The sequence below is a fragment of the Pontibacter brevis genome, assembly GCF_054779655.1.
Genome location: NZ_BAAGXV010000083.1, coordinates 61,224 through 81,717 on the forward strand (window position 1 = coordinate 61,224; position 20,494 = coordinate 81,717).

The 20,494-nt window shown below is 48.6% G+C and carries 22 protein-coding genes; 9 read left to right on the forward strand and 13 right to left on the reverse strand.

Translation table 11 applies throughout. From position 1 onward, the window contains the following. Window positions 1–9 precede the first annotated feature (9 nt). From ACYVB1_RS17640 to ACYVB1_RS17650, 3 genes are read left to right on the forward strand one after another with little or no spacing between them, the layout of a single operon-like run. The gene (locus ACYVB1_RS17640) at window positions 10–1,164 is read left to right on the forward strand and encodes an efflux RND transporter periplasmic adaptor subunit (protein ID WP_460925116.1); all 1,155 of its coding nucleotides are present in this window, start codon (window positions 10–12) and stop codon (window positions 1,162–1,164) included. Window positions 1,165–1,183: 19 nt separating this feature from the next. After that, complete coding sequence (locus ACYVB1_RS17645) at window positions 1,184–4,609, forward strand: efflux RND transporter permease subunit (RefSeq protein ID WP_460925117.1); 3,426 nt, start codon at window positions 1,184–1,186, stop codon at window positions 4,607–4,609. A gap of 12 nt (window positions 4,610–4,621) precedes the next feature. After that, window positions 4,622–4,876, forward strand: a complete 255-nt coding sequence (locus ACYVB1_RS17650; protein ID WP_460925118.1) for an acyl carrier protein — start codon at window positions 4,622–4,624, stop codon at window positions 4,874–4,876. Between the two features lie 224 nt (window positions 4,877–5,100). Here ACYVB1_RS17650 and ACYVB1_RS17655 read toward each other — a convergent pair whose 3' ends face one another. From ACYVB1_RS17655 to ACYVB1_RS17670, 4 genes are all read right to left on the reverse strand, one after another. Then, complete coding sequence (locus tag ACYVB1_RS17655) at window positions 5,101–5,841, reverse strand: M48 family metallopeptidase (RefSeq protein ID WP_460925119.1); 741 nt, start codon at window positions 5,839–5,841, stop codon at window positions 5,101–5,103. Window positions 5,842–6,099: 258 nt separating this feature from the next. Beyond that, window positions 6,100–6,291 (reverse strand): hypothetical protein, encoded by a 192-nt coding sequence (locus tag ACYVB1_RS17660; RefSeq protein ID WP_460925120.1) that lies wholly within the window; start codon window positions 6,289–6,291, stop codon window positions 6,100–6,102. A gap of 18 nt (window positions 6,292–6,309) precedes the next feature. After that, window positions 6,310–6,858: a YkvA family protein gene (locus ACYVB1_RS17665; RefSeq protein ID WP_460925121.1), complete on the reverse strand. Its 549-nt coding sequence runs from the start codon at window positions 6,856–6,858 to the stop codon at window positions 6,310–6,312. A gap of 204 nt (window positions 6,859–7,062) precedes the next feature. Beyond that, the gene (locus tag ACYVB1_RS17670; protein WP_460925122.1) at window positions 7,063–7,686 is read right to left on the reverse strand and encodes a C40 family peptidase; all 624 of its coding nucleotides are present in this window, start codon (window positions 7,684–7,686) and stop codon (window positions 7,063–7,065) included. Window positions 7,687–7,974: 288 nt separating this feature from the next. Here ACYVB1_RS17670 and ACYVB1_RS17675 point away from each other — a divergent pair, with 288 nt between their 5' ends. Beyond that, a complete protein-coding gene (locus ACYVB1_RS17675; RefSeq protein ID WP_460925123.1) occupies window positions 7,975–8,355 on the forward strand; it encodes a hypothetical protein in 381 nt (126 codons plus the stop codon). A 108-nt stretch (window positions 8,356–8,463) separates the two neighbouring features. Here the strand turns inward: ACYVB1_RS17675 and ACYVB1_RS17680 are convergent, their stop codons facing one another. Further along, window positions 8,464–9,093, reverse strand: a complete 630-nt coding sequence (locus ACYVB1_RS17680) for a thioredoxin family protein (protein WP_460925124.1) — start codon at window positions 9,091–9,093, stop codon at window positions 8,464–8,466. A gap of 11 nt (window positions 9,094–9,104) precedes the next feature. After that, entirely contained in the window at window positions 9,105–9,605 is a 501-nt protein-coding gene (locus ACYVB1_RS17685) for a TlpA disulfide reductase family protein (RefSeq protein ID WP_460925125.1), read from the reverse strand. A gap of 113 nt (window positions 9,606–9,718) precedes the next feature. On the opposite strand from ACYVB1_RS17685, the gene ACYVB1_RS17690 reads away from it, so the two are divergent. Next, the gene (locus ACYVB1_RS17690) at window positions 9,719–10,276 is read left to right on the forward strand and encodes a type 1 glutamine amidotransferase domain-containing protein (RefSeq protein WP_460925127.1); all 558 of its coding nucleotides are present in this window, start codon (window positions 9,719–9,721) and stop codon (window positions 10,274–10,276) included. A gap of 71 nt (window positions 10,277–10,347) precedes the next feature. On the opposite strand, the gene ACYVB1_RS17695 is transcribed toward ACYVB1_RS17690, so the two are convergent. From ACYVB1_RS17695 to ACYVB1_RS17705, 3 genes are all read right to left on the reverse strand, one after another. Then, on the reverse strand, window positions 10,348–10,896 hold the full coding sequence (locus tag ACYVB1_RS17695; protein ID WP_460925128.1) for a DUF6992 family protein: 549 nt from the start codon (window positions 10,894–10,896) through the stop codon (window positions 10,348–10,350). 121 nt (window positions 10,897–11,017) lie between these two features. Next, window positions 11,018–11,746 (reverse strand): YceI family protein, encoded by a 729-nt coding sequence (locus tag ACYVB1_RS17700; protein ID WP_460925129.1) that lies wholly within the window; start codon window positions 11,744–11,746, stop codon window positions 11,018–11,020. A gap of 156 nt (window positions 11,747–11,902) precedes the next feature. Beyond that, the gene (locus tag ACYVB1_RS17705; protein WP_460925130.1) at window positions 11,903–12,532 is read right to left on the reverse strand and encodes a porin family protein; all 630 of its coding nucleotides are present in this window, start codon (window positions 12,530–12,532) and stop codon (window positions 11,903–11,905) included. Between the two features lie 619 nt (window positions 12,533–13,151). Here ACYVB1_RS17705 and ACYVB1_RS17710 point away from each other — a divergent pair. Continuing rightward, window positions 13,152–14,054, forward strand: coding sequence for a histone deacetylase family protein (locus ACYVB1_RS17710; protein WP_460925131.1), 903 nt, complete (start codon window positions 13,152–13,154; stop codon window positions 14,052–14,054). A gap of 177 nt (window positions 14,055–14,231) precedes the next feature. On the opposite strand, the gene ACYVB1_RS17715 is transcribed toward ACYVB1_RS17710, so the two are convergent. Together ACYVB1_RS17715 and ACYVB1_RS17720 are read right to left on the reverse strand one after the other, a co-directional pair. Then, window positions 14,232–14,441, reverse strand: a complete 210-nt coding sequence (locus ACYVB1_RS17715) for a hypothetical protein (RefSeq protein ID WP_460925132.1) — start codon at window positions 14,439–14,441, stop codon at window positions 14,232–14,234. 209 nt (window positions 14,442–14,650) lie between these two features. Further along, a complete protein-coding gene (locus tag ACYVB1_RS17720; RefSeq protein WP_460925133.1) occupies window positions 14,651–15,763 on the reverse strand; it encodes an NAD(P)/FAD-dependent oxidoreductase in 1,113 nt (370 codons plus the stop codon). A gap of 170 nt (window positions 15,764–15,933) precedes the next feature. Here ACYVB1_RS17720 and ACYVB1_RS17725 point away from each other — a divergent pair, with 170 nt between their 5' ends. Further along, a complete protein-coding gene (locus ACYVB1_RS17725) occupies window positions 15,934–16,317 on the forward strand; it encodes a T9SS type A sorting domain-containing protein (RefSeq protein WP_460925134.1) in 384 nt (127 codons plus the stop codon). 78 nt (window positions 16,318–16,395) lie between these two features. On the opposite strand, the gene ACYVB1_RS17730 is transcribed toward ACYVB1_RS17725, so the two are convergent. Together ACYVB1_RS17730 and ACYVB1_RS17735 are read right to left on the reverse strand one after the other, a co-directional pair. Then, complete coding sequence (locus tag ACYVB1_RS17730; protein WP_460925135.1) at window positions 16,396–16,746, reverse strand: SH3 domain-containing protein; 351 nt, start codon at window positions 16,744–16,746, stop codon at window positions 16,396–16,398. A gap of 258 nt (window positions 16,747–17,004) precedes the next feature. Continuing rightward, complete coding sequence (locus ACYVB1_RS17735; protein WP_460925136.1) at window positions 17,005–18,822, reverse strand: glycoside hydrolase family 15 protein; 1,818 nt, start codon at window positions 18,820–18,822, stop codon at window positions 17,005–17,007. A gap of 241 nt (window positions 18,823–19,063) precedes the next feature. Here ACYVB1_RS17735 and ACYVB1_RS17740 point away from each other — a divergent pair, with 241 nt between their 5' ends. Together ACYVB1_RS17740 and ACYVB1_RS17745 are read left to right on the forward strand one after the other, a co-directional pair. After that, window positions 19,064–19,258 (forward strand): hypothetical protein, encoded by a 195-nt coding sequence (locus tag ACYVB1_RS17740; protein ID WP_460925137.1) that lies wholly within the window; start codon window positions 19,064–19,066, stop codon window positions 19,256–19,258. Between the two features lie 397 nt (window positions 19,259–19,655). Then, window positions 19,656–20,357, forward strand: a complete 702-nt coding sequence (locus tag ACYVB1_RS17745; RefSeq protein WP_460925138.1) for an MgtC/SapB family protein — start codon at window positions 19,656–19,658, stop codon at window positions 20,355–20,357. The last annotated feature ends 137 nt before the right edge of the window (window positions 20,358–20,494 follow it).

Below are 20,494 nucleotides of genomic sequence, written 5' to 3' on the forward strand. Positions count from 1 at the left end.
AAAAAGAACATGAAACGATTCATAGGGATATCATACGTGGCCGTGCTGCTAAGCCTGGCAGCCTGCAGCAGCAGTAACAACGACAAAGAGGCGCAGCTGAAGGAACTGAAAGCACAGGAGGCAGCCCTGCAGGAGCAGATTGCCGCGCTGGAGGCTGAACTGAAAACGGAAGGCAGAACCGTGGCGGCGCAAAAGAAAACGGTGCCGGTATCGGTGGCATCATTGGAGCAGGATACTTTCCGCCATTACCTGGAGGTGCAGGGCAATGTGGCGTTTGACCAGAACGTGCTGGTGAGCGCCAGAGTCCCGGGTGTGCTCACGAGTGTGCGCGTGCAGCGCGGCGACCGGGTGTCGAAAGGGCAGACCATGGCAACCATTGATGCGCAGGTGGTGGAGCAGAACATCGCCGAACTCAGAACACGCCTGGAACTGGCCCGGATTGCTTATGAGAAGCAGAAAAACCTTTGGGACCAGCAGATCGGCACGGAAATGCAGTACCTCACTGCTAAAAACAACAAGGAGGCCCTGGAGCGGAGCCTGGCTACCCTGCAGCAGCAGCGTGACCAGTACAACATCAAAGCGCCGGTGAGCGGGGTGGTGGATGAGGTGATCCCGAATGCCGGAGAGGCTGTGTCACCAGGTATCGGCATTATCCGGGTGGTGAACCTGCAGGGCGGTAAAATAGTGGCGGAAGTATCAGAGGCATACCAGACGAAGATAAATAAAGATGATGAGGCAGTTGTGTTCTTCCCGGACCTGAACAAGGAGATAGAAACAAGGGTGGATGTGGTGAGCCAGTTCATTAACCCGACCAGCCGCACTTTCACCGTGGAGCTTCGGCCGAAAAACACAAAGGACGTTACGCTGCGCCCGAACATGGTGGCGGTGGTGCGCATCCAGGATTATAAAAACGAGGGCACCATTGTGCTGCCGGTAAACCTGGTGCAGAAAGATGAGAAGGCAGAGTATGTGTATGTGGCGCAGGAGCAGGACGGCCAGTACATTGCCACGCGCAAGGAAATCAAAACCGGTATGAACTACGGCGGAAATGTGGAAGTGCTGAGCGGCCTTTCTGCCAGCGACAGGGTGATTACAGCAGGATACCAGAATGTGAACGAAGGACAGCCTGTTGTATTCACAGAGAACAGCCTGACCCGGAAATAGAAATTTAAGCCTAGAGACTATGAAACAGTTCAAGCCAACCAGTTGGTCTATAGATAACAGAACGAGTGTCTACATTGTCACCATCATTATCACGCTGGTAGGGATATTCTCTTACATCAACCTGCAGAAAGAGAACTACCCTGACGTTGTGATCCCGACCGTGATGGTGGCGACCGTTTACCCGGGTACCTCTCCCTCTGATATGGAAAACCTGGTAACGCGCCCTGTGGAGAAAGAAATAAAAGCTATCAACGGCGTGAAGCGGGTCACCTCAAACTCCCTGCAGGACTTCTCTATTATTACTGTGGAGTTTGAGACCGATGTGGAAGTGCCGGAGGCAAAGCAACAGGTGAAAGACGCGGTGGACAAAGCCCGTACCGGCCTGCCAACAGACCTGGACCAGGAGCCGAACGTGCAGGAAATAAACTTCTCTGAAATTCCGATTATGTACGTGAACGTGGCCGGTAACTACAGTCTGGACCAACTGAAGCAGTATGCAGAGGACCTGCAGGACCGCATTGAAGGCTTTCCCGAGATCACGCGTGTAGACATGGTGGGGGCGCTGGATAAGGAGGTGCAGGTAAACGTGGACATGTACAAAATGCAGGCTGCCCGGGTAACCTTTACCGACATTTCGAATGCCATCGCAAGGGAAAATATGACCATTTCGGGTGGTAACGTAACGGTGGGCGAAGCAAAGCGCTCGGTGCGCGTGGTAGGCCAGTACACAGACCCAGATAGAATTGGCGATATCGTGCTCCGCTCGGTAGCCGGTGCCAACATAAAACTCCGTGATATTGCAGAGGTGAAAGAAGGGTTTGAGGAGCAGGAGAGTTATGCACGCCTGGGCAACAAGCCTGTTATTACCCTGAACGTGGTGAAGCGCAGTGGGGAGAACCTCATCGAAGCCTCTGACAAGATACGGGAAACGATTGAGGAGATGCAGGGTACTACCCTGCCCGCCGATCTTGTTATTACCATTACAGGGGACCAGTCGAAAATGACGCGCCATACCCTGAACGACCTGATAAATACCATCATCATCGGGTTTGTGCTGGTAACGCTGGTGCTGATGTTCTTTATGGGTACGACCAACGCGCTCTTCGTCGGTTTGTCGGTGCCTATCTCCATGTTCGTGGCCTTCCTTACATTCTACTTCTTCGGCATATCCCTGAACATGATTGTGCTGTTTGCCTTCCTGCTGGCGCTGGGTATTGTAGTGGACGATGCCATTGTGGTGATCGAGAATACGCACCGTATTTACCACACCACCAACTTAAGCATCGTAAAAGCAGCGAAGGTTGCCGCAGGAGAGGTGTTTGTGCCCGTGTTGGCCGGTACACTTACCACCATCGCCCCGTTCTTCCCGCTGCTTTTCTGGCCGGGTGTGGTAGGTAAGTTTATGCAGTTCCTGCCTATTACCCTTATCGTAACGCTGGTGTCGTCGCTGTTAGTGGCTTTTATCATCAACCCCGTGTTTGCGGCTTCTTTCATGAAAAAGCACAGTGAGCACGAGGAAGCTTCCCGCTCTGGTAAAGCCTTCTGGATGCTGATAGGGTTGGGCTTTGTTGTGGTGATTGCAGGATACATAGCAGGCTGGTACGGTACAGCAAACCTGGTCTTGCTGCTGGTGCTGCTGGTGTTGCTGAACAAGTATGTGCTTACAGGGCTGATTAAAGGATTTCAGAACCGTGTGCTGCCGCGCTTTATGTCCGGCTACGAAAGGCTGTTGCGCTGGATGCTGGTGGGCAGGCGGCCAATCGGGGTGTTTGTCGGCATCTTCGTCCTGTTAATTTTCTCTGTTGCCCTGACGGCCTTGCGGCCGCCTAAAGTAGAGTTTTTCCCGCAGGGCCAGCCCAACTTTGTATACACGTACATCAACATGCCCATTGGTACGGATCAGGCCGTAACGGACTCTGTGACCAAGGTGGTGGAGCGGCGCATTTACAGCGTGATAGGACAGAATAATCCGGATGTGGAGTCCATTATTTCCAATGTAGCCATCGGGGCCGGCGACCAGAGTGATCGCTCCACCACACCACAATCTCACAAAGGAAAGGTTACCGTTGCCTTTGTTGAGTATAAAGACCGTGAGGGCGAGCAATCAACCAGCGAATACCTGACCGGGATACGGGAGGCTGTGAAGGGAATACCTGGAGCAGACATCACCGTGGAGAAAGAGCAAAGCGGGCCGCCGGTAGGAAAACCTGTTTCAGTGGAAATTGCCGGGGAGGACTTTCAGGGCCTGATTGCACTGTCGAAGCAGGTAGAGCAGTACATAGACCAGCAGGGGATAGAGGGCATCGAGGACTTACGCTCCGATCTGGAAGACAGCAAGCCTGAAATTGTGATCAACATTGACCGGGAGCGGGCGAACCGCGAAGGTATTTCCACAGCGCAGATTGGGCAGGAGGTGCGCACCGCCATTTTCGGCACAGAGGCATCAAAGTTTAAACTGGATGAGGAAGAGTACCCGATACAGGTACGGTATGCAGCGCCATACCGCGACAACATCGACGTTCTGATGGACATGCGCATTACGTACCGCGACATGAACTCAGGGCTGATTCGGCAAATCCCGTTGTCGTCTGTAGCCACGATTGATTACTCTACTACCTATGGAGGCATCAAGCGCAAAGATCTGAAGCGTGTGGTCACTCTGGAGTCTAACGTGCTGGCTGGCTACAACGCCAACGAAGTAGTGCAGCAGATAGAGCAGTCTCTTCAGAATTTTGAGACGCCGGAAGGGTACGAAATCGGTATGGGAGGGCAGCAGGAGGAGCAGCAGGAAACCATGCAGTTCCTGATGATTGCGCTGGTGGCAGCCTTCTGCATCATCTTCCTGATTCTGGTGACGCAGTTTAACTCGGTGTCCAAGCCGTTCATCATCCTGTCGGAGGTGCTGTTCAGTATCATAGGAGTGCTGTTAGGCTTCACGATTTTCGGAATGGACATGTCTATTGTAATGACAGGTGTGGGTATTGTGGCGCTGGCTGGTATTGTAGTGAAAAACGGTATCCTGATTGTTGAGTTTACAGACATCCTGCTGGAAGAGGGGAAGGAGTTGAAAGAAGCCATTGTGGAGGCAGGTAAAACACGCCTGAACCCTGTTATGCTGACAGCAACGGCCACCATACTTGGTCTGATTCCGCTGGCAATTGGCTTAAACTTTAACTTCTATACCTTGTTTACCGAGTTCGAGGCTGGCTTCTTCCTGGGTGGCGACAGTGTTGCCTTCTGGGGGCCACTAGCCTGGACCATTATCTTCGGGCTTGGCTTCGCGACACTGGTTACGCTGCTGATTGTGCCGGTAATGTACCTCCTGAATGAGCGACTGAAAGACAGGATAATAGGAAAGAATAACAGAGCCGCTGCCGGTGCTTTAAAACACCCTGATAATGGTGGCGTGCCGGTGAATGGAAAAGTAAGAGAATACACAGTTTAATAACCCTATGCTATGCTTATAACAAATAGCGCTATTGAGAAGGAGGTGTTCCGTATCATTAGCAGAACCAAAAAGATAAAACCTGACCGTTTACAAGCTGATAAGCGCTTGTCTCAGGATTTTGGCTTTGACACAGTGGACCTGGTTGATATCATCCTGGAGGTGGAGAAGAATTTTCATATTACCATTCCGGACGAGGTGCCTATAAACACAGTGGGCGATTTTATTGATTATGTGTCTGCGCACACCATGCGGCAGGCCAGTTAAAACAGTGCAAGTGCTTTAAAGGATGTAATAAAAGAAAAGCGGGGAGCCAACAATCCCCGCTTTTTTATTTGTCCAGAGGAGGCGCATGAATGCGTCGTGCTCCGGCTGAAGGCAAAGGCGCAGCAGGCCTGTAAAGCACTGTCTGATGTGTTGATAAATGCTCAGGTAGCAGGAATTGCCTGCCTGTAAGGGGTTTAGTAAAGTTTTAATCGATAGAGTAGCTTTTAGAAGATGGAAATGCGGTATGCTTTCAGTTTGTTGTCGAGCTTTTTGGAGTCGCCGCAAACACGGTCCAGCAGTGCCCAGAAATGCGGGCCATGGTTTTTCTCTACGGTGTGCGCCAGTTCATGCAGAATAACATAATCGCAGAGGGCATCGGGCAGGCGCATGAGGTGCAGGTTCAGGTTTATGTTGTTGTTGTGGGAGCAGCTACCCCATCTCGACTTGGCATTCTTGATGAACACACTCTGGTACTGAAACCCGAACTTATCGGCAAAATAAGCTACCCGCTGCGGCAGGTATTGTTTTGCCTCTTTGCGGTATACCTCCTCAATTGACTTCCGGATAAACTTCTGTACATCCGGGTCGCGCACATCTTTAAAGGCGGGATAAAATATGTTGATGTACTCGCTCTCGATTACGCAGCGCATATCATAGCGGGCATGGGTGAGCAGGCGCAGGGTGTGGAATCTTGTTCTGAAGTCAGAGTCCTGGGTATATACGGTTAACTTCTCCTCCTGCTGCTGCATGCGTGACTGGTGCTCTTTAATCCAGTCGGCTTTGGTGTAAATAAGTTGTTCAGCTTTCTCAAAACTGATGTGCGGCGGCACGGCTACCCGTACTCCCTTGAGGGGGCGCACACTAATGCTCAGGCGTTTGGCTTTGTCGCTCCGCTCAAACAGAACTTTCCCGATTCCATCAATGTGCAAGTTAACGGAAGAAAGGCGAAGGAATGATGATGACACTAGGCTAAGAGTTAAAGTACAAAATCTTACGACCAAATATATAGAATAATTTCCTTAAAAAAAGTCTAACGGTAAATGATTTATATGTTTTTGTTTAAATTAATGTATTTGTATTGTACTATATCTTATGATGCCTTAGCTTCTGTAAAGGCATCATAACCTGTTTAATGAAAACAAAGGTGCAACAAAGAAGTGCAAAAAAACGGCGGCAGGTTTTGTAAGAACCTGCCGCCGCTGCAATTGAATAGTTATATAACGTTAACGAACATTGCCGCCAGTGGGGCCATCGTCAGTTCCTTTTTTAGGCACACGGGTGCTGTCAGTGGTAGCTGAGCGTAACGTTTCCTCCCGTGTGTTGGTAACAGTGCCCTTTGCATCTGTTTTATGTCCCTGCGACGAATGCTTGTCTTTAGGTTGATTTTGCTCCTGGTTTTTATCGTTTGTTTCCATAGTGGTATCTGATTTAAATTAAACGTCTGTTCGTGTTTGTGTCTCTACATCGCCTCCTGTTCTGTCGCTGTACTTCGGAGTGCCCCAGGAGGTATCCGCATTGTGCGGTTCAGTGGTGTGCTGCGCTGCAACAGGTTCTGCCTTAGCAGGGCGGCTTGCTTCCCAGTCCCTGAACTTGTCCAGTTCCGTCTTTATACTTGCTATAAACCAGGCCAGCAGCGTGGCATCATCCAACAAGCCAATTACCGGAATCATGTCCGGGATAAGGTCAATTGGCGAAATGAAATAGATAAGAACGGCAATGCCGCCAACCAGCGTAGCAGAAGGAATACCTTTGTACTCACCGGACATGGCTGCTTTTATCATGCGTGTCAGCAGTATAAGGTTTTCCCACACTTCTCCGGCCAGAGCGCCTACTCCCTTGTTAGCTGACGCTTTTTTCAGGACATCCGCTACCAGCTGGGCCACTTTGGAGGGACGCTTCAGGTAACCTTCTGCTTTTTCAAGTATTTTTTTAAAGAAAGGGCTTTCTGCTATTGTCTTTCCTTCCGGTCTTTTATTCTCCATAATTTTATGTGCTTGTCTTTTTGTGTACGTGTTGTTTGCTTAATTGTGGCCTGAGCTATCCGCTACTTTACGGTTATCAAGTGCAATTTGCTTAAACAAACGATAACATTTCTATACTTGCTGCCTATAATTTTGTTATAGCAGTTTAAATGAAACAGGCCCCGCAGCAAGAGCTGCAGGGCCTGTACAGGCTTGTGTCAAGATTTAATTTACCCGGCCGGCGGCATAAAAGTAATTGCGGTAGTAAGGCTCTTTCAATGAACTCACCTTAACGCCGCCACTGGTGGCGGAGTGTATAAACTTGTTGTTTTTAAGGTAGATGCCCACATGAAAAATAGGTCCTTTTTTGCTGCGGCGGAAGAAGACCAGGTCGCCGGTGCGCATGTCGTCTTTTTTAACGCGCTTTACATCCTGAAACATTGAACGGGAACTTCGGCTGAGGTCAATGCCATATACTTCGCGGTAAATGCTGGATACAAAGCCAGAGCAGTCGGTGCCTTTCCTGGAACTGCTGCCGTAGCGGTAGGGGGTTCCTATCCATCTCGATGCCGTTTCTACCAGCTGCTTGTAGTCTGGGTTTTTGAAGTGAATCCCGAGCTTTTTAATGTAGTATTCTTCTTCAGCGGGTTCTTCTTCGTTCAGTTCTTCCAGCAGGTTTACTTCAAGGGCCCGTACCACGTCCTCACCTGAATTTATAGCGTAAGGAGAGATAAGAGGTACAACGGAGGCTGCTTCTGGTGTGGCCGACCTGGCCGGGGTGACTTCGTAGAAGTAAGAGAGTGCCAGCGAAAAAGCTGCCAGAACACTCAGTATAAGGGTTTTTGTCATAGGGTTTGGCTTGTTTTTAGCCACCGTAGCGGCTAAACAGTTTCACCTTTTGGCGAACAGGCTGGCTCGTTAAAATAGTCTGTTTAAAGCCAACTTGTAGTGTGTCGGATGTTACCACATCCCGGACAGCTGGCAAAAGTAAGGACTACAGTCCAAAGCGCCAAAATAAAAATTTTGTTATTTGCCTGTAAATGTGGCGCTTCTGCTGCTTGTTGTCTTGCGTTTACCTGTATAATATAATTTTCAACTTGCATGCGTATAAGCATGCACACCAGTTTATGCTTTTGAATGATGGATTTTAAAGTTGTAGAACGTTCTCCTTTCGCCAGAATTGCACGCATGGTGTTAAAAAGCAGCAATGTGGCCATGGTGCTAGGAAAAAGCATACACCTGAGTGGTGTGTCCCGCGAAACATTCCTAAAAGACGAGGGCTGGGTGGCGCATGAGTTGTGCCATATCCGGCAGTTCCGGGAGCACGGCTACTTCCGGTTCCTGTGGCTGTACCTGCTGGAGTCGATACGGGTAGGGTACTATAACAATAAGTATGAGGTGGAGGCCCGGCTGGAGGGCATGAAACACCGCCGGCACATGAGCCCGGCTTTGCGTGCTGCCAGTGCTGTTAAGCCTGCAGAAACTCCCTTGCCTGCCGATACGAAGCGGAGTGTATAGGCAGAAGATGAAGAACTAAGCTAGATGAAAGACAAAGGGTAAAAGAAAAGACCTCCGGGGGGCTTTTATCTTTTACCCTTTGTCAAAAATTCTTTTTTCAAAAATAACCTACGCCGCATGCCATTTAATGGTGCAGCCGATGGCTTTTGTGTTAGGCTGACTTACCTGCTTGTTTTGGACCAGTTCATCTAAAACCGCTTCGGCATATTTTTTCTGCACCTTACCGGCGTCCCTGGAGTTGTCGTCTATCGTGCCGATGTAGGCCACTTTCATGCTGCCATCCGTCTGCTTCTGGACAATGTACAAGTGCGGTGTGCGGGTAGCCCCGTAAGCTTTTGTGATTTCCTGTGTTTCGTCGTAGAGGTACGCGAAAGGGAAGTTCTTCTCTTTCGCGCGCTGTTGCATCTTTTCATAAGAATCATCCGGAGAGGCTTTCACATCGTTCGGGTTGATGGCTATGACCGGATATCCTTTTGGGGCGTATTTTTTGTGTAGATCTATCAGGCGGTCTTCGTACGCGATAGCGTAAGGGCAGGTGTTGCACGTGAAGGTAACGATGAAGCCCTTGGCGCCTTCATAGTCCGCCATCGACAGCATTTTCCCATTCACATTCTTCAGCCTGAAGTCACGGGTCGTATCACCTACCTGATACCCGTTGTCGGCTGGCACAGCCGCTAAAAGCAGTCCTGCAAACAGCAGGCACACCATGTACACGAAAGGCAGTTTTAAGTTTTTCATAGGAATATGAATCATGGTTTATACTTCTCAATCAGAGCTTGCAGTTCCTCCTGTGTCATTTCGCGCTCTATAAACTCATAGTGCCCGCGCTTGTTGTTAAAAAGCAGTGTGGCGGGTATGGCGCCAGACCATTTCGGCTCCAGTTTATCTATCCAGGTGTTTCCGTCGGCCTCGTCCAGCAGCAGCAAATCATATTGGAGGCCGCGCTTCTGCACGAAGGGTTTCACGCGTTTTTCCGGGTCTTCGGCTGCATCCATGCTCACTAATATCACTTTCACTGGTTGGTCTTTATAAGCGGCGTTGGTTGCCTCAAAATAGGGCAGTTCTTTAATGCAGGGCTTGCACCAGGTGGCCCAGAAGTTCACCACGTACAGGGTGTCTCCCGGCAACTGGCGTAAGGCCTGCAGTTCACCAAATTTTATCACCTTCACATCCTGGGCAAAAGCAGGTGCTACAGCAAGCAGCACGAAGGCAAAGGCAGCGGCAAGGCGCTTGTAAAGTGTTTCCGTCATGGCATTATAACGCTGTATCTGACAAGGTGTTGTGTAATGCTGAGTTAACAATTTCCCCCCTGGGGCGTTATAAATAAGGGGAATACATGTAAAACACGAAAACCAACTTAATAATGGCAAATAAATTAGAAGGAAAAAAGATAGCAATTTTAGTAGAGGAAGGATTTGAGCAAGTGGAGCTTACGAAGCCACTGCAGGCTCTGAAAGAAGAGGGTGCCGAAGCACACATCATCTCTCCAAATAAGAACAACGAGATCAAAGCCTGGAATCACACCGAGTGGGGCGACAAGTTTACGGTTGATAAAAAACTAAGCGATGTAAGTGCTGAAGATTATAACGGCCTGCTGCTGCCGGGTGGTGTCATGAACCCGGACACCCTCCGCACCAATAAGGAGGCCGTAAGCTTTGTGAATAAGTTTATGGAGTCGGGCAAGCCTGTGGCAGCCATCTGCCATGCCCCCTGGACGCTGATAGAGACAGGCAAAGTAAAAGGCAAGAAAATGACCAGCTACCACACGCTTAAAACAGATCTTAAAAATGCAGGAGCGGAGTGGGTAGACCAGGAAGTAGTAGTAGACCAGGGACTGGTAACCAGCCGTAACCCGGATGATATTCCAGCTTTCAACAAAAAAATGATTGAGGAGTTTGCCGAAGGGAAGCACGACCGCTAAGCGTACATAATCAGGAGAAAGGCCACACCCGGACTGCCAGGTGTGGCCTTTCTGTTTGTCCTGCACTGTGGCTACGCCGGTGGTAAAAGGCTGAACAGCCTGTCGGCGGAAAACTCCAGCAGCACGACCAACACCAGGTCGAGCAGGAACAGGAAGAGCCCCTGCAGCACCACTGCCTGCCCCCAGCCCTGCAGTTGCTCAGTTTTGGGTGAGGAGCGGGATCGCTCTTTCAGGTAGGCCCCCAGCACGATATAGGCTATGTCCAGGCCCACGTTCAGGTACAGAATCTTTTTATATAACACATGCAGCTTCAGGCTTTGCAGCAGCGATTGTGTTGCCGGGTCACCGGAGATAATACTGTAAAGTGCTGCCCCGGCAATAATCAGGTTTACAATGTTCCAGTACAGGTTCATCTGAAAATAGAACTTTCTGCTGCGCGTAGCCTTTGTCAGTTTAAGCCCCCCCACCAGGATGTTCAGGATGGCCCAGCCGCCCAGAACCAGCATTCCAATCTTTAGTGTATCTGCCTGCTGCTGGTTAAAAGTTTGGAGGGAATCAGACTGTGCATTGGCGGTAAAACCTATAAAAAGCAGCGGTAACAGGTACCTGAATTTTCTCATACTATGCTTCATGTGTTTGAGTAGGAACGCATAAAACCGGGTCTTAGCATAACACAGATGCTAATCTGTATGCATGCCCGGTGCAGGTCAGTTTAGGCTTAAGGACGTAAAGGTGTAGGGTTTAGTCTTTTACAGGTTTTGCCACGAGGTCTATTCCAATGTTTACCTCCGGGTAAATTGTTTTGTCACCTAACGATTTGTCTGACCGGTAAACCAGACCCCACTTGGTGCGGTCTATGTTAAAGTTAGCTTTGGCGCGGAGTAAAGTATCCAGCGTTATCCGGGCGGGGAAGGTGACACTCTTTGTTTCTCCTTTTATAGTAAGGTTACCTGTTATGCGGTGTGTCGGGTTTTTGATGCGCAACTCACTATAGGTGGCTTTAGCCTCCGTTGCCGTGGCTTTTTCCTGGGTGCTGTCGATGCGGGTAATGCTTATTACTTCGAAGGCTGCTGTTGGGTGGTTCTCCACATCAAAAAAGTCTGCAGAGCGCAGGTGTGTTGTCAGTTTCTTGTTACTTTCTGCGTCTATAGTCTTGTCCTCGGACCGGGTGTTGGCCACGTCCATCAAAATGTCGCCGCCAATTAGCAGTCCTTTCCGCATGTGCAGTTCCCCGCTTTTTATCCGGAAGATGCCGTTGTGGCGCCCTGTCATTTTAGCCCCAATCCAGGTCACCTCACTTTTGGCAGTATCTACCACATAAGTGCTGGTGGGCATGGTGTTGCTTTTCTTCTCCACAGCTTCGGAAATGATGGCATCGTCTGTTTTGATAGTTGTGTCGCAGGCGGAAAATGCGAGAAGCAAAACCCCTGCACATAACAGGAAAAGCGGGTGTTGGTGTAGTTTGGCCATAGTTTTGTAAATAGTGGAATAACAGTTGTGCAGAGTAGCCTTTCTACAAAATACGCTGCAAAAGAAGAAAATGATATATAGCTGTTTTCTGCCAATACAAAAAGAAAGGAGCCAGGCGGTCACCTGGCTCCTGCAGACTACTTACAGAAGGCCTCCTTAGAAGCCGATGCCCAAATAGACCTGAATCACCCCATTCTTGATGTTCTCGTTTATGCTGTTGCCTGCGTCATCTTCTTTGCGCAGGTCAGCAAGGCCATGCACATAGCGCGTGCCCAGCCTGAAGCGGTTGATACGGCCCTCAAGGCCTACTGCAGCACCATATTCAAACGTATTATAGGGACCTAAGTCAATTTCACGGCCTTCTTCCTTTGCCCCGATCATAATACCTACCTGCGGGCCCAGGTGCACACTAAAATTGTCGGTGATGTTAAACACCGCCAGTACCGGTACATCAAAATAATTAAAACGGAAAGTAGAGTCGTTGCGCTCATATCCTTTGCGGGAGAAAAGCACCTCCGGCTGTATAGAGAAAAACTCACCAAAGGCAAACTGAGCAAATACCCCCGCATGAAAGTTGGTGTGGCTGTTTACCGCGCCCAAGCGATCTTTGTCGCTGCCGTGTACGGTAGCAAAGTTTATACCCCCTTTAATACCGATGCCTTCGTTGGGTGCGTCGAGCCCGCTGAGCAGGTTATGGTTTTGCTGTGCGGTGGTTGGTCCCTCTACCTGGGCAAAGCCGGTAAAGCTTAAGAAGAGTAACAGTGGAAGTATAAGTGTTTTTTTCATAGCGTCGTGTTTATGCGTTTTTCTTATAAAATAACTGCACGCTGCAGTATGAGGAGGTAAACTCCAGTGGTCTTTTATACTGATGTTTGGGAGCATAATGTTGCACTGCCGCAGCATGGGTGCCTTTTGCGGAAGGTATAGCCTGTGGTTATAGTTAGTATATTAGCCTATTTATATATTTAGTCTAGGGTAGCTGTAGGCGAAAGTGTTTAAAGTGCTTGTACATCAAGATGTTGTAGTTTTAAAATATTGGATAATTTTAAGAATGCTAAGTTTCTGATACATTGCTTTACGAAAAGGTTAATGCATTTAGCTAAAATTTTAACTTTAGAGATAATAATATGAAATTGTAAAGATTGTGGCGATTATTTTACAGCGAGTTAACATCAAATGGTGGACAACTAGGAGGTATTAACAAAGTTATCCACATTTATACACATCGAAAATGGGTATAACCGACTGCTTGTGGAAGAATATCCACACTTATCCACCGCTGTTTTTGTGCTGCTAAAGCCTTTAGTTATTGTACTGATTCCCGATTCGATTCTTTAGCACGCTTCTCCTGGAGGGTAACAGAAACAGGAAACATCTGCCGCTGTATTATTGTTAGCTTTGCGATATGTTAAAAATTGCCTGGACAGAGATTTTCGCCCATAGCTTACCGGAAGGTCACCGTTTCCCGATGGCCAAGTATGACTTGCTTCCGGAGCAGTTGCTTTATGAGGGAACCATTACCGGGGATAACCTTTTTGCGCCAGACCCGCTTCCGGAGCAGTACGTACTGGATACCCATGATGCTGTTTACTGGCAGCGGCTCAGTAACCTGCAGCTTACACCATCTGAGATCCGCAGAACAGGCTTTCCGCTTTCAGAGGAACTGATACAGCGGGAGGTAGTGATTATGAACGGTACATTGCAGGCAACGCTGTTTGCGCTGGAGTTCGGCATCGGGATGAACATTGCAGGAGGTACCCACCACGCCTTTACAGACCGGGGAGAGGGCTTTTGCCTGCTCAACGATATTGCCATTTCGGCCAACTACCTGCTCCGGTACAAGGGCTTTAAAAAGATACTGGTGGTAGACCTGGATGTGCATCAGGGAAACGGCACCGCACAAATTTTCCAGAACGAACCGCGGGTGTTTACCTTCAGTATGCACTGTGGCCATAATTACCCGTTCCACAAAGAGCAGTCAGACCTGGATGTGCCGCTGGATGAAGGCACCGACGATAAAACGTACATGCAGTTGTTGCAGCACCACCTGCCGCGCCTGCTGGATGAGGAACAGCCGGAGTTCGTTTTCTTCCAATCGGGGGTGGATGTGCTGGCAACAGATAAGCTGGGTAAGCTGGGGATGAGTATAGCAGGCTGTAAAGAGCGCGATCGGGCAGTGCTGGAACTGTGCCACCGCCACAACCTGCCGGTTACTGTAAGCATGGGCGGGGGCTATTCCAAACAAATCGCGCATATTGTAGAGGCGCACGCAAACACCTTTAGGCTGGCGCAGCAAATCTTCTTTTAAAAGGAAGACTGCTGTAAAATGTGAAGAAGGATCCTTTTTGTTAAGTTCAATAAAGCTGTTCTGGGTTTCCTGTTCTCCTGTACTTCTTGAGTTTTAATCAGGAAGTGCAGGAGAACAGGAAGATGCATTATGCCGGCGACACCTTTCTTTTTTCTCAATCCGCTCTTGTCTAATTGTTCACTCCCTTTTCTTTAGCTTGTCAGACTCCTCTTTGCGGTCGGGCATCAGGAGCCGTTTCAGGATGTAGAAGATAACGGGAGCGAGGGCCAATATGAGTATCACCGTCAAAATCATCTTCAGTGCCTTTACAAATACGGAGATGATAACAGCCGATATAGCAATAGAGGCAATAAAGAGTAGCCAGAAGTAGAATGTTCTCTTGTCCATGTTTTATTGTTAAGTATGGGCAGGTATTTGTGTAATACGCTTGTTGCAATTCTTTTGCAACACAAGCTTTTACCTGAGGGCCCGCATCCAGGTTCCTGTGGAAGTTCTTTCCAGCGTCAGGTAAGCTGCCAGTTCCTCTTTTTCAGGTTGCTGCTTTAGCATCCGTTTAGTGTATAATGTAGATAAGATCTACATGAAAAGGGAGCTTTTTAAAAAGGTTGCCCATGCGTTTGGCGCATCATGAATTGTACGGCGGGAGGCAGGTGCCTGAGCACACCGACAGCTACTTCGGATAAGACAGGACTCCCGAAGAACTGCTGTACGGTACGCCCCACCGCCAGGCGGTTCGCGAACTTCTTTTTCCAGATTTGGCTATAGCCCGCCTCCAGTTGCTGCCTGTTATAGCCGTTTCTGAAGTAATACAGTACCTGCTCTGCCGCTATCTTACCGGAGTGGATAGCCATGGCCATGCCGTTGCCGCAGAGCGGTGTTACCATGCCGGCTGCATCGCCGCACATGAGCATATGATTTTCAACAGTGGTTTTGGTGGCAAAGGAAATTTCATTAATAACTTCCGGTTGCTCATACAGAAACTCAGCTTCCTCAAAAATCTGGCGCAGGTGCGGGTTCCGTGCAAGCACAACCTGCTCCATAGCGGGAATGTTGCCGTGCTGCTTCAGGTTCTGGCGGGTAGTCAGGTAACAGAAGCAGTAGCGGTCATCTTCTATAGCTGAAATACCAGCATAGCCATCCTTAAAGTTGTGCAGTGCGATCAGGTCTTTAGGAAAATCATAGCGCAGGTGGTACTTCACACCAATATAGGGAGAGTGCGCCCTGAAAAAACGACGATCCAGCTGGCGGTCGAGGTTGGCGCGTTTCCCGTATGCCCCCAGCACCACCTTTGCCTGGATACTTTCGCCGCCAGACAGGCTGACAGTAAAAGCGTCATCGGCAAACGTAACTTCGTGCACTGTTTGCTGCAGCAAGAATTTTGCCCCCTGCTCCTGTGCCAGCTGGTACAGGTAATTATCCAGTGCAAACCTGCTCAGGCCAAACCCGCCTAAGTCCAGCCTGGCCTCCAGGGTTTTTCCGGTTGGGGAGGAGAACATAAAACGAGTAATACGGGCAGGGCCGAGGACACGGAGCTGAACGCCCAGCATGCGCAGGTAAGGTAATACCTCGTTCGAGATGTACTCTCCGCAAACCTTGTGGAAGGGGTACGCTTTCTTCTCGACCAGCGTGACCTGCAGCCCAGCCTTGGCCAGACTCAGCGCACTGACCAGCCCAGCCAGGCCTCCACCTACTATAACGACATCCTCCATCAAAGTGCTTTATTTATGTGTATGGGTTTAATCCTAAAACTGATGGTCAAAATTTGGTGAACAACATGTTTATTTGGTGTATAATACAAGAACAAATTAATGTTGCTGCCGTTTTAAATAAGTGGAACAACTTTTGTGTATTTTGAATAAATGTTTAGCAGTTAATCTATATGAAACAATTTATACTTTCTCTCTTCACTTGCATGACCGTGTTACTGGTGCAGGGCCAGACCCGGACTCCTGTTCAGGTGCAGGCAGCACAGCAGGTAGAGAAAGAGAACCCTCTTAATTTAGCATCCGGTGATGAAAACGTTGCTATTTACCCAAACCCGAGCACCGGTGTTTTCACTGTATCTCTTAAGAATCTTGACTCCCGTACAGTAGATCTCCGCATCATGAATGTTATCGGTAACGAAATCTTTCACGAAACGTTGACAAGCACTGATGCCCAGTTTCAGAAAACAGTTGATTTAAACCGTTATGCCAAGGGCCTTTATTATGTGAAGCTGGAAGCGGATGGCTATAGTACGGTGCGCCGGGTAGTTGTGAAATAAGTATACATATTCCTGTTGCAATGAAGCGGCAGTCTCTGTAAAAGGGGCTGCTTTTTTGTTGCCTGGGGCGTCGGAGGTTTACTTCTGGGCCGGAAGGATTACTTTGGATATATACCCTGTCTGCGTGGAGGTGTCCTGCAGCATGCGTACCTTCACGAAAACATTGTCTGTGGTGTCGATGATATGTAGCTGCTGGGTGGTATCGAAATGTGCGATGATGGTGCCTCCAAAACTGGGGCGGGCATATAGGTTCCCGCTGATGAGAGGCTTTGAGGCATATATAACATCTTTGGGAAGTGGCACAGGTTCTTCTGTTCTGCTGGCGGTGGTGGCTTCCGCATCACCCTGAGCCGTGTTGCGGTCATTGTTGTTGCAGGAGAAAAAGAGCAACGCAACAGTTAAAAGAGTGAACGGTAAGGCTGGTTTCATCAGGAAAAGGTATATGGGTAGCTATATGCATCTGCGCATATAATGTTTCTTTATTAGCTATGTTTTTTAATTACTGGTTTAGTTACGCAACCGGCTTCAGGCCTGCTAACAAAAATTTTGCTGCCCACAGCAGAGGCATTGGTTAGCACACTGCAGAATGACAGTATTGCAAAAGCAGAACTGCGCTTTTATGTCACAAAACACACCCATGTTAGAAGGTAAACTTTTTGGGTTAGCCTCTAACATGGGTGTGCGGGCTTAAAAATTACTATTGTTCTGCCTGTCGTTGAGCGCATCATTTATGCTTAACGCGGCACTTATCAGGCCCAAATGGGTAAAGGCCTGTGGAAAATTCCCCAAATGCTCTCCTTTCAGGCCCAGTTGCTCTGCATACAGACCCAGGTGGTTGGCATAGCCCAGCATCTTCTCGAAGTAGAACCGTGCCTTGTCTACCTGGCCTGACTTTGCCAGGCACTCCACATACCAGAACGTGCACATCGAAAATGTTCCTTCCCCACCGGTTAAACCATCAAAGGCTTCATCAATGCGGTAGCGGAACACGAGTGCATCAGATACCAGCTCTTCTTCTATACGTTTCAGGGTCGAAAGCCAGCGTGGATCTTTTGGGCCTATAAACCGGATAATGGGCATCAGCAGGATAGAGGCATCCACGGTGTCGGCTCCTTTGTACTGCACAAAAGACTGTAGCCGCTCATCCCAGAACTCATTGTGTATGGAGAAAAAGATTTTGTCCCGCTCTTCCTGCCACCGCGGGGGAAGTGGGTAAGAGTGGTTGGCAGCTATTTTCATGGCCCTGTCGATGGCTACCCAGCACATCATACGGGAGTAGAGGAAATGCTTTCTGCCACCACGCACTTCCCAGATGCCCTCGTCCTCGCGGTGCCAGTTGTCGCATACCCATTCTACCTGCAGTCTCAGGTCATTCCAAAGGTCAAAAGAGATGCGGTCCACATACTTATCATATAAGTATACAGAGTCCAGGAGCTCTCCATAAATGTCAAGCTGTATCTGGTCATAGGCTCCGTTGCCGATGCGAACAGGCCTGGAACCCAGGTATCCTTCCATGTGGTTTAACTCTATTTCCTGTAAATCCTTTCTGCCGTCAAGGGTGTACATGAGCCGTAAATACCCGGCACTTCCTACGTCATCGCACTGTTTGTCTACCCAATCCACAAAGGCTTTGGCTTCTTTGGTATGTCCCAGCCTGATCAGTGCGTAAACAGTGAAGGAGGCGTCCCGAATCCAGGTATAGCGGTAGTCCCAGTTGCGGACGCCGCCAATTTCTTCAGGTAACCCAAAGGTAGGAGCCGCCACAATGGAGCCGTACCTGTGTGAGGTCAGGAGCTTTAGCACGAGGGCAGAACGGTTCACAACTTCCAGCCAGCGTCCTTTGTAACTGGACTGTGCCACCCAATTTTTCCAGTAGTTAATGGTGTCGTACAGGCTTTGTGTCACAAACTCTTCCAGGTTAACGGCTGGTGGCGTACTATGATCGATAAAGTCTATAACGAAATCTGCTTTGTCGCCTGTTTTCAGGCAAAAGCTTGCCACAGCGCTGCCGGCATCTACGTGTAAGGGCACGGAGCTTTTCAGCCTGATTAGAGTGCTATCCGGACCTTCACTTAAGAAGATGATTTCATTTGGGCTAACCTGCTCTGTTACGTGCGGGGAACGGGCATAATCAAAGCGCGGGCCGCAGTGCATGTCAAAGTTCATATCTCCATGCACACAGGTCACTCTTCTAATCAGTGCCTTGCCCTGGTACAGCTCCTCAATAGGCATGAAGTCTGTTATTTCGCCGATACCGTCGTCTGATAGAAACCGGGTGAGGAGTACATTGGTGTCCGGCAGGTAAAGCTGTTTGTGCTTTACACCATCTGGTGTGGGCTGTATAGAAAAACTCCCGCCTTTCTCTTTATCCAGCATGGAAGCAAAGATGGTAGGAGAGTCGAAATAAGGAAAGCACATAAAGTCTATGGAGCCGTTCAGGCCCACCAATGCGATGGTGTTGAGGTCTCCGATAACCCCGTAGTTCTCTATTGGTTGGTAATCCATGTGGTGTTTTAGAATATAGTAATACTAAAATTGTACCTTCTTGGCGGTAAGAAGGTTGTGCCTGTTTCAGAGAGGTAGGAGCATCTAAAGTCTGTGTTTAAACAGCCAGGAGAGGTTGTAGATTAATGTTCAGGGGTGCAGTAAAGCAAAATGCTCCAGATTGTGTTCCTGCTCTTTTCAAAATTACGCCACCTTTTCAGGCCTCCCTGCGTATTTACCAGCAGTTTTACATTTTACATGAATGATGCTGGAGTACGTTAAGAACATCCTGTTGAAAGTAAGTTTCGACAGGACGCTTTTTGAGAAAGAACTAAGAAAAGGATTAAAAGCTATCAGTAAAGAAGAAATGCAGCAGCTGAAGCAATGGTGTTACGATAATTTCTCAGGAGCATACCTGCTCGTCCTCAATGGTGTATTTGCGAAGTCGATGTCGTGAAAGGGACAGAACCATGCAGAAGGGTAAAACTGATTGTCTTTTCAGACTTATCCATGATGCCCTTTTAATGGCTGGGCTGTGTTCATAACACATCAGGTGATGTCTGTCTAATCTTAACAGAGCACATACAGTTCACACAAGTATGGGCTAGCAAGAATAACTGATGCCTTGATCGTAAGCCGGCCTATGAGTCGGCTTATTTGTTTTCATGTTCCTTTACTGAAAAGAACATCTGAAAGGTGGATGGGCAGATCAAAAGTGGGCTTCGTAATCAGCATGTATCCAGGTAAAGCTTAACTTTTCCTGTACAAGAGAGTGTGTTTTAAAGGTTTAGGTAAAGACAACCCTCAGGCATGTCCATAGTAAAGGTTTGAGTTGTTTGCTTCAAAGGAAACTTATGGATTTAACTTTTTTAGATTCAACTGACATCAACATACATAACATTGCCTTCAGGCTGTTTTTGAGTACTGTACTAGGTGGCTTGCTAGGTTGGGAAAGAGAGATACGGCGGCAGAATGCCGGGTTAAGAACACATATGATTATTGCGGCAGGCGCCTGCTTACTGATGCTTATCTCCATTTATATTCCACAAGCCTTCTCTACCTATCCCAATGTAGATCCGGGCAGGATTGCAGCCCAGGTGGTATCTGGCATAGGCTTTCTAGGCGCGGGTGCTATCTTCAGGCTTGGTGGAAACACGCACGGGCTAACTACTGCTGCTACTATATGGGTGGTGGCAGCAGTGGGACTAGCGGTAGGCGCAGGCATGTACAGTGCAGCCATAATCGTCACGCTGCTCTTGCTGTTTGTACTTGCTATTCTTGATAAGGTAGGAAAAAAGTTTTTCAGCAGAGGGTCTTTGAAAACCCTGAAAATCAGTTTTCAGTCTGCCAAAATCGAGACCAGTAAGATCCTGGATATACTGGAGACGCATGAGATCATCACCAAGAATATCAACATTGTCCAATCAAAGAATAAGCAAAACGCTAAAATTCTGCTGTACGTGTTTGTGCCTGAGAATCTGAATGTAAAGCACCTTTACAAAGATCTGAATGAGCTTAAGAATGTGGGGCAAATATCGCTTGGCCTCGATTTTTAAGCATTTGTTCCTGCTCTTCATGCCGCAGGACAAACGGCTGAGGCAGTAGAGTAGGAGATGGGCCTGAAACGCAAAACACCCCCTGCGGATTTCTCTGCGGGGGGTGCTTTTGTAGGGTTGGCGGCCACCTACTCTCC

Bases quoted from the DNA above. Each gene is read 5' to 3' on its own strand.
- ACYVB1_RS17690 (WP_460925127.1), top strand. From the start codon at position 9,719: ATGGCAAATAAATTAGAAGGAAAAAAGATAGCAATTTTAGTAGAGGAA.
- ACYVB1_RS17685 (WP_460925125.1), bottom strand. From the start codon at position 9,605: ATGACGGAAACACTTTACAAGCGCCTTGCCGCTGCCTTTGCCTTCGTG.
- ACYVB1_RS17665 (WP_460925121.1), bottom strand. From the start codon at position 6,858: ATGGAGAATAAAAGACCGGAAGGAAAGACAATAGCAGAAAGCCCTTTC.
- ACYVB1_RS17660 (WP_460925120.1), bottom strand. From the start codon at position 6,291: ATGGAAACAAACGATAAAAACCAGGAGCAAAATCAACCTAAAGACAAG.
- ACYVB1_RS17720 (WP_460925133.1), bottom strand. From the start codon at position 15,763: ATGGAGGATGTCGTTATAGTAGGTGGAGGCCTGGCTGGGCTGGTCAGT.
- ACYVB1_RS17705 (WP_460925130.1), bottom strand. From the start codon at position 12,532: ATGAAAAAAACACTTATACTTCCACTGTTACTCTTCTTAAGCTTTACC.
- ACYVB1_RS17730 (WP_460925135.1), bottom strand. From the start codon at position 16,746: ATGAAACCAGCCTTACCGTTCACTCTTTTAACTGTTGCGTTGCTCTTT.
- ACYVB1_RS17725 (WP_460925134.1), top strand. From the start codon at position 15,934: ATGAAACAATTTATACTTTCTCTCTTCACTTGCATGACCGTGTTACTG.
- ACYVB1_RS17745 (WP_460925138.1), top strand. From the start codon at position 19,656: ATGGATTTAACTTTTTTAGATTCAACTGACATCAACATACATAACATT.
- ACYVB1_RS17715 (WP_460925132.1), bottom strand. From the start codon at position 14,441: ATGGACAAGAGAACATTCTACTTCTGGCTACTCTTTATTGCCTCTATT.
- ACYVB1_RS17650 (WP_460925118.1), top strand. From the start codon at position 4,622: ATGCTTATAACAAATAGCGCTATTGAGAAGGAGGTGTTCCGTATCATT.
- ACYVB1_RS17710 (WP_460925131.1), top strand. From the start codon at position 13,152: ATGTTAAAAATTGCCTGGACAGAGATTTTCGCCCATAGCTTACCGGAA.
- ACYVB1_RS17740 (WP_460925137.1), top strand. From the start codon at position 19,064: ATGATGCTGGAGTACGTTAAGAACATCCTGTTGAAAGTAAGTTTCGAC.
- ACYVB1_RS17700 (WP_460925129.1), bottom strand. From the start codon at position 11,746: ATGGCCAAACTACACCAACACCCGCTTTTCCTGTTATGTGCAGGGGTT.
- ACYVB1_RS17680 (WP_460925124.1), bottom strand. From the start codon at position 9,093: ATGAAAAACTTAAAACTGCCTTTCGTGTACATGGTGTGCCTGCTGTTT.
- ACYVB1_RS17670 (WP_460925122.1), bottom strand. From the start codon at position 7,686: ATGACAAAAACCCTTATACTGAGTGTTCTGGCAGCTTTTTCGCTGGCA.
- ACYVB1_RS17735 (WP_460925136.1), bottom strand. From the start codon at position 18,822: ATGGATTACCAACCAATAGAGAACTACGGGGTTATCGGAGACCTCAAC.
- ACYVB1_RS17675 (WP_460925123.1), top strand. From the start codon at position 7,975: ATGATGGATTTTAAAGTTGTAGAACGTTCTCCTTTCGCCAGAATTGCA.
- ACYVB1_RS17640 (WP_460925116.1), top strand. From the start codon at position 10: ATGAAACGATTCATAGGGATATCATACGTGGCCGTGCTGCTAAGCCTG.
- ACYVB1_RS17695 (WP_460925128.1), bottom strand. From the start codon at position 10,896: ATGAGAAAATTCAGGTACCTGTTACCGCTGCTTTTTATAGGTTTTACC.
- ACYVB1_RS17645 (WP_460925117.1), top strand. From the start codon at position 1,184: ATGAAACAGTTCAAGCCAACCAGTTGGTCTATAGATAACAGAACGAGT.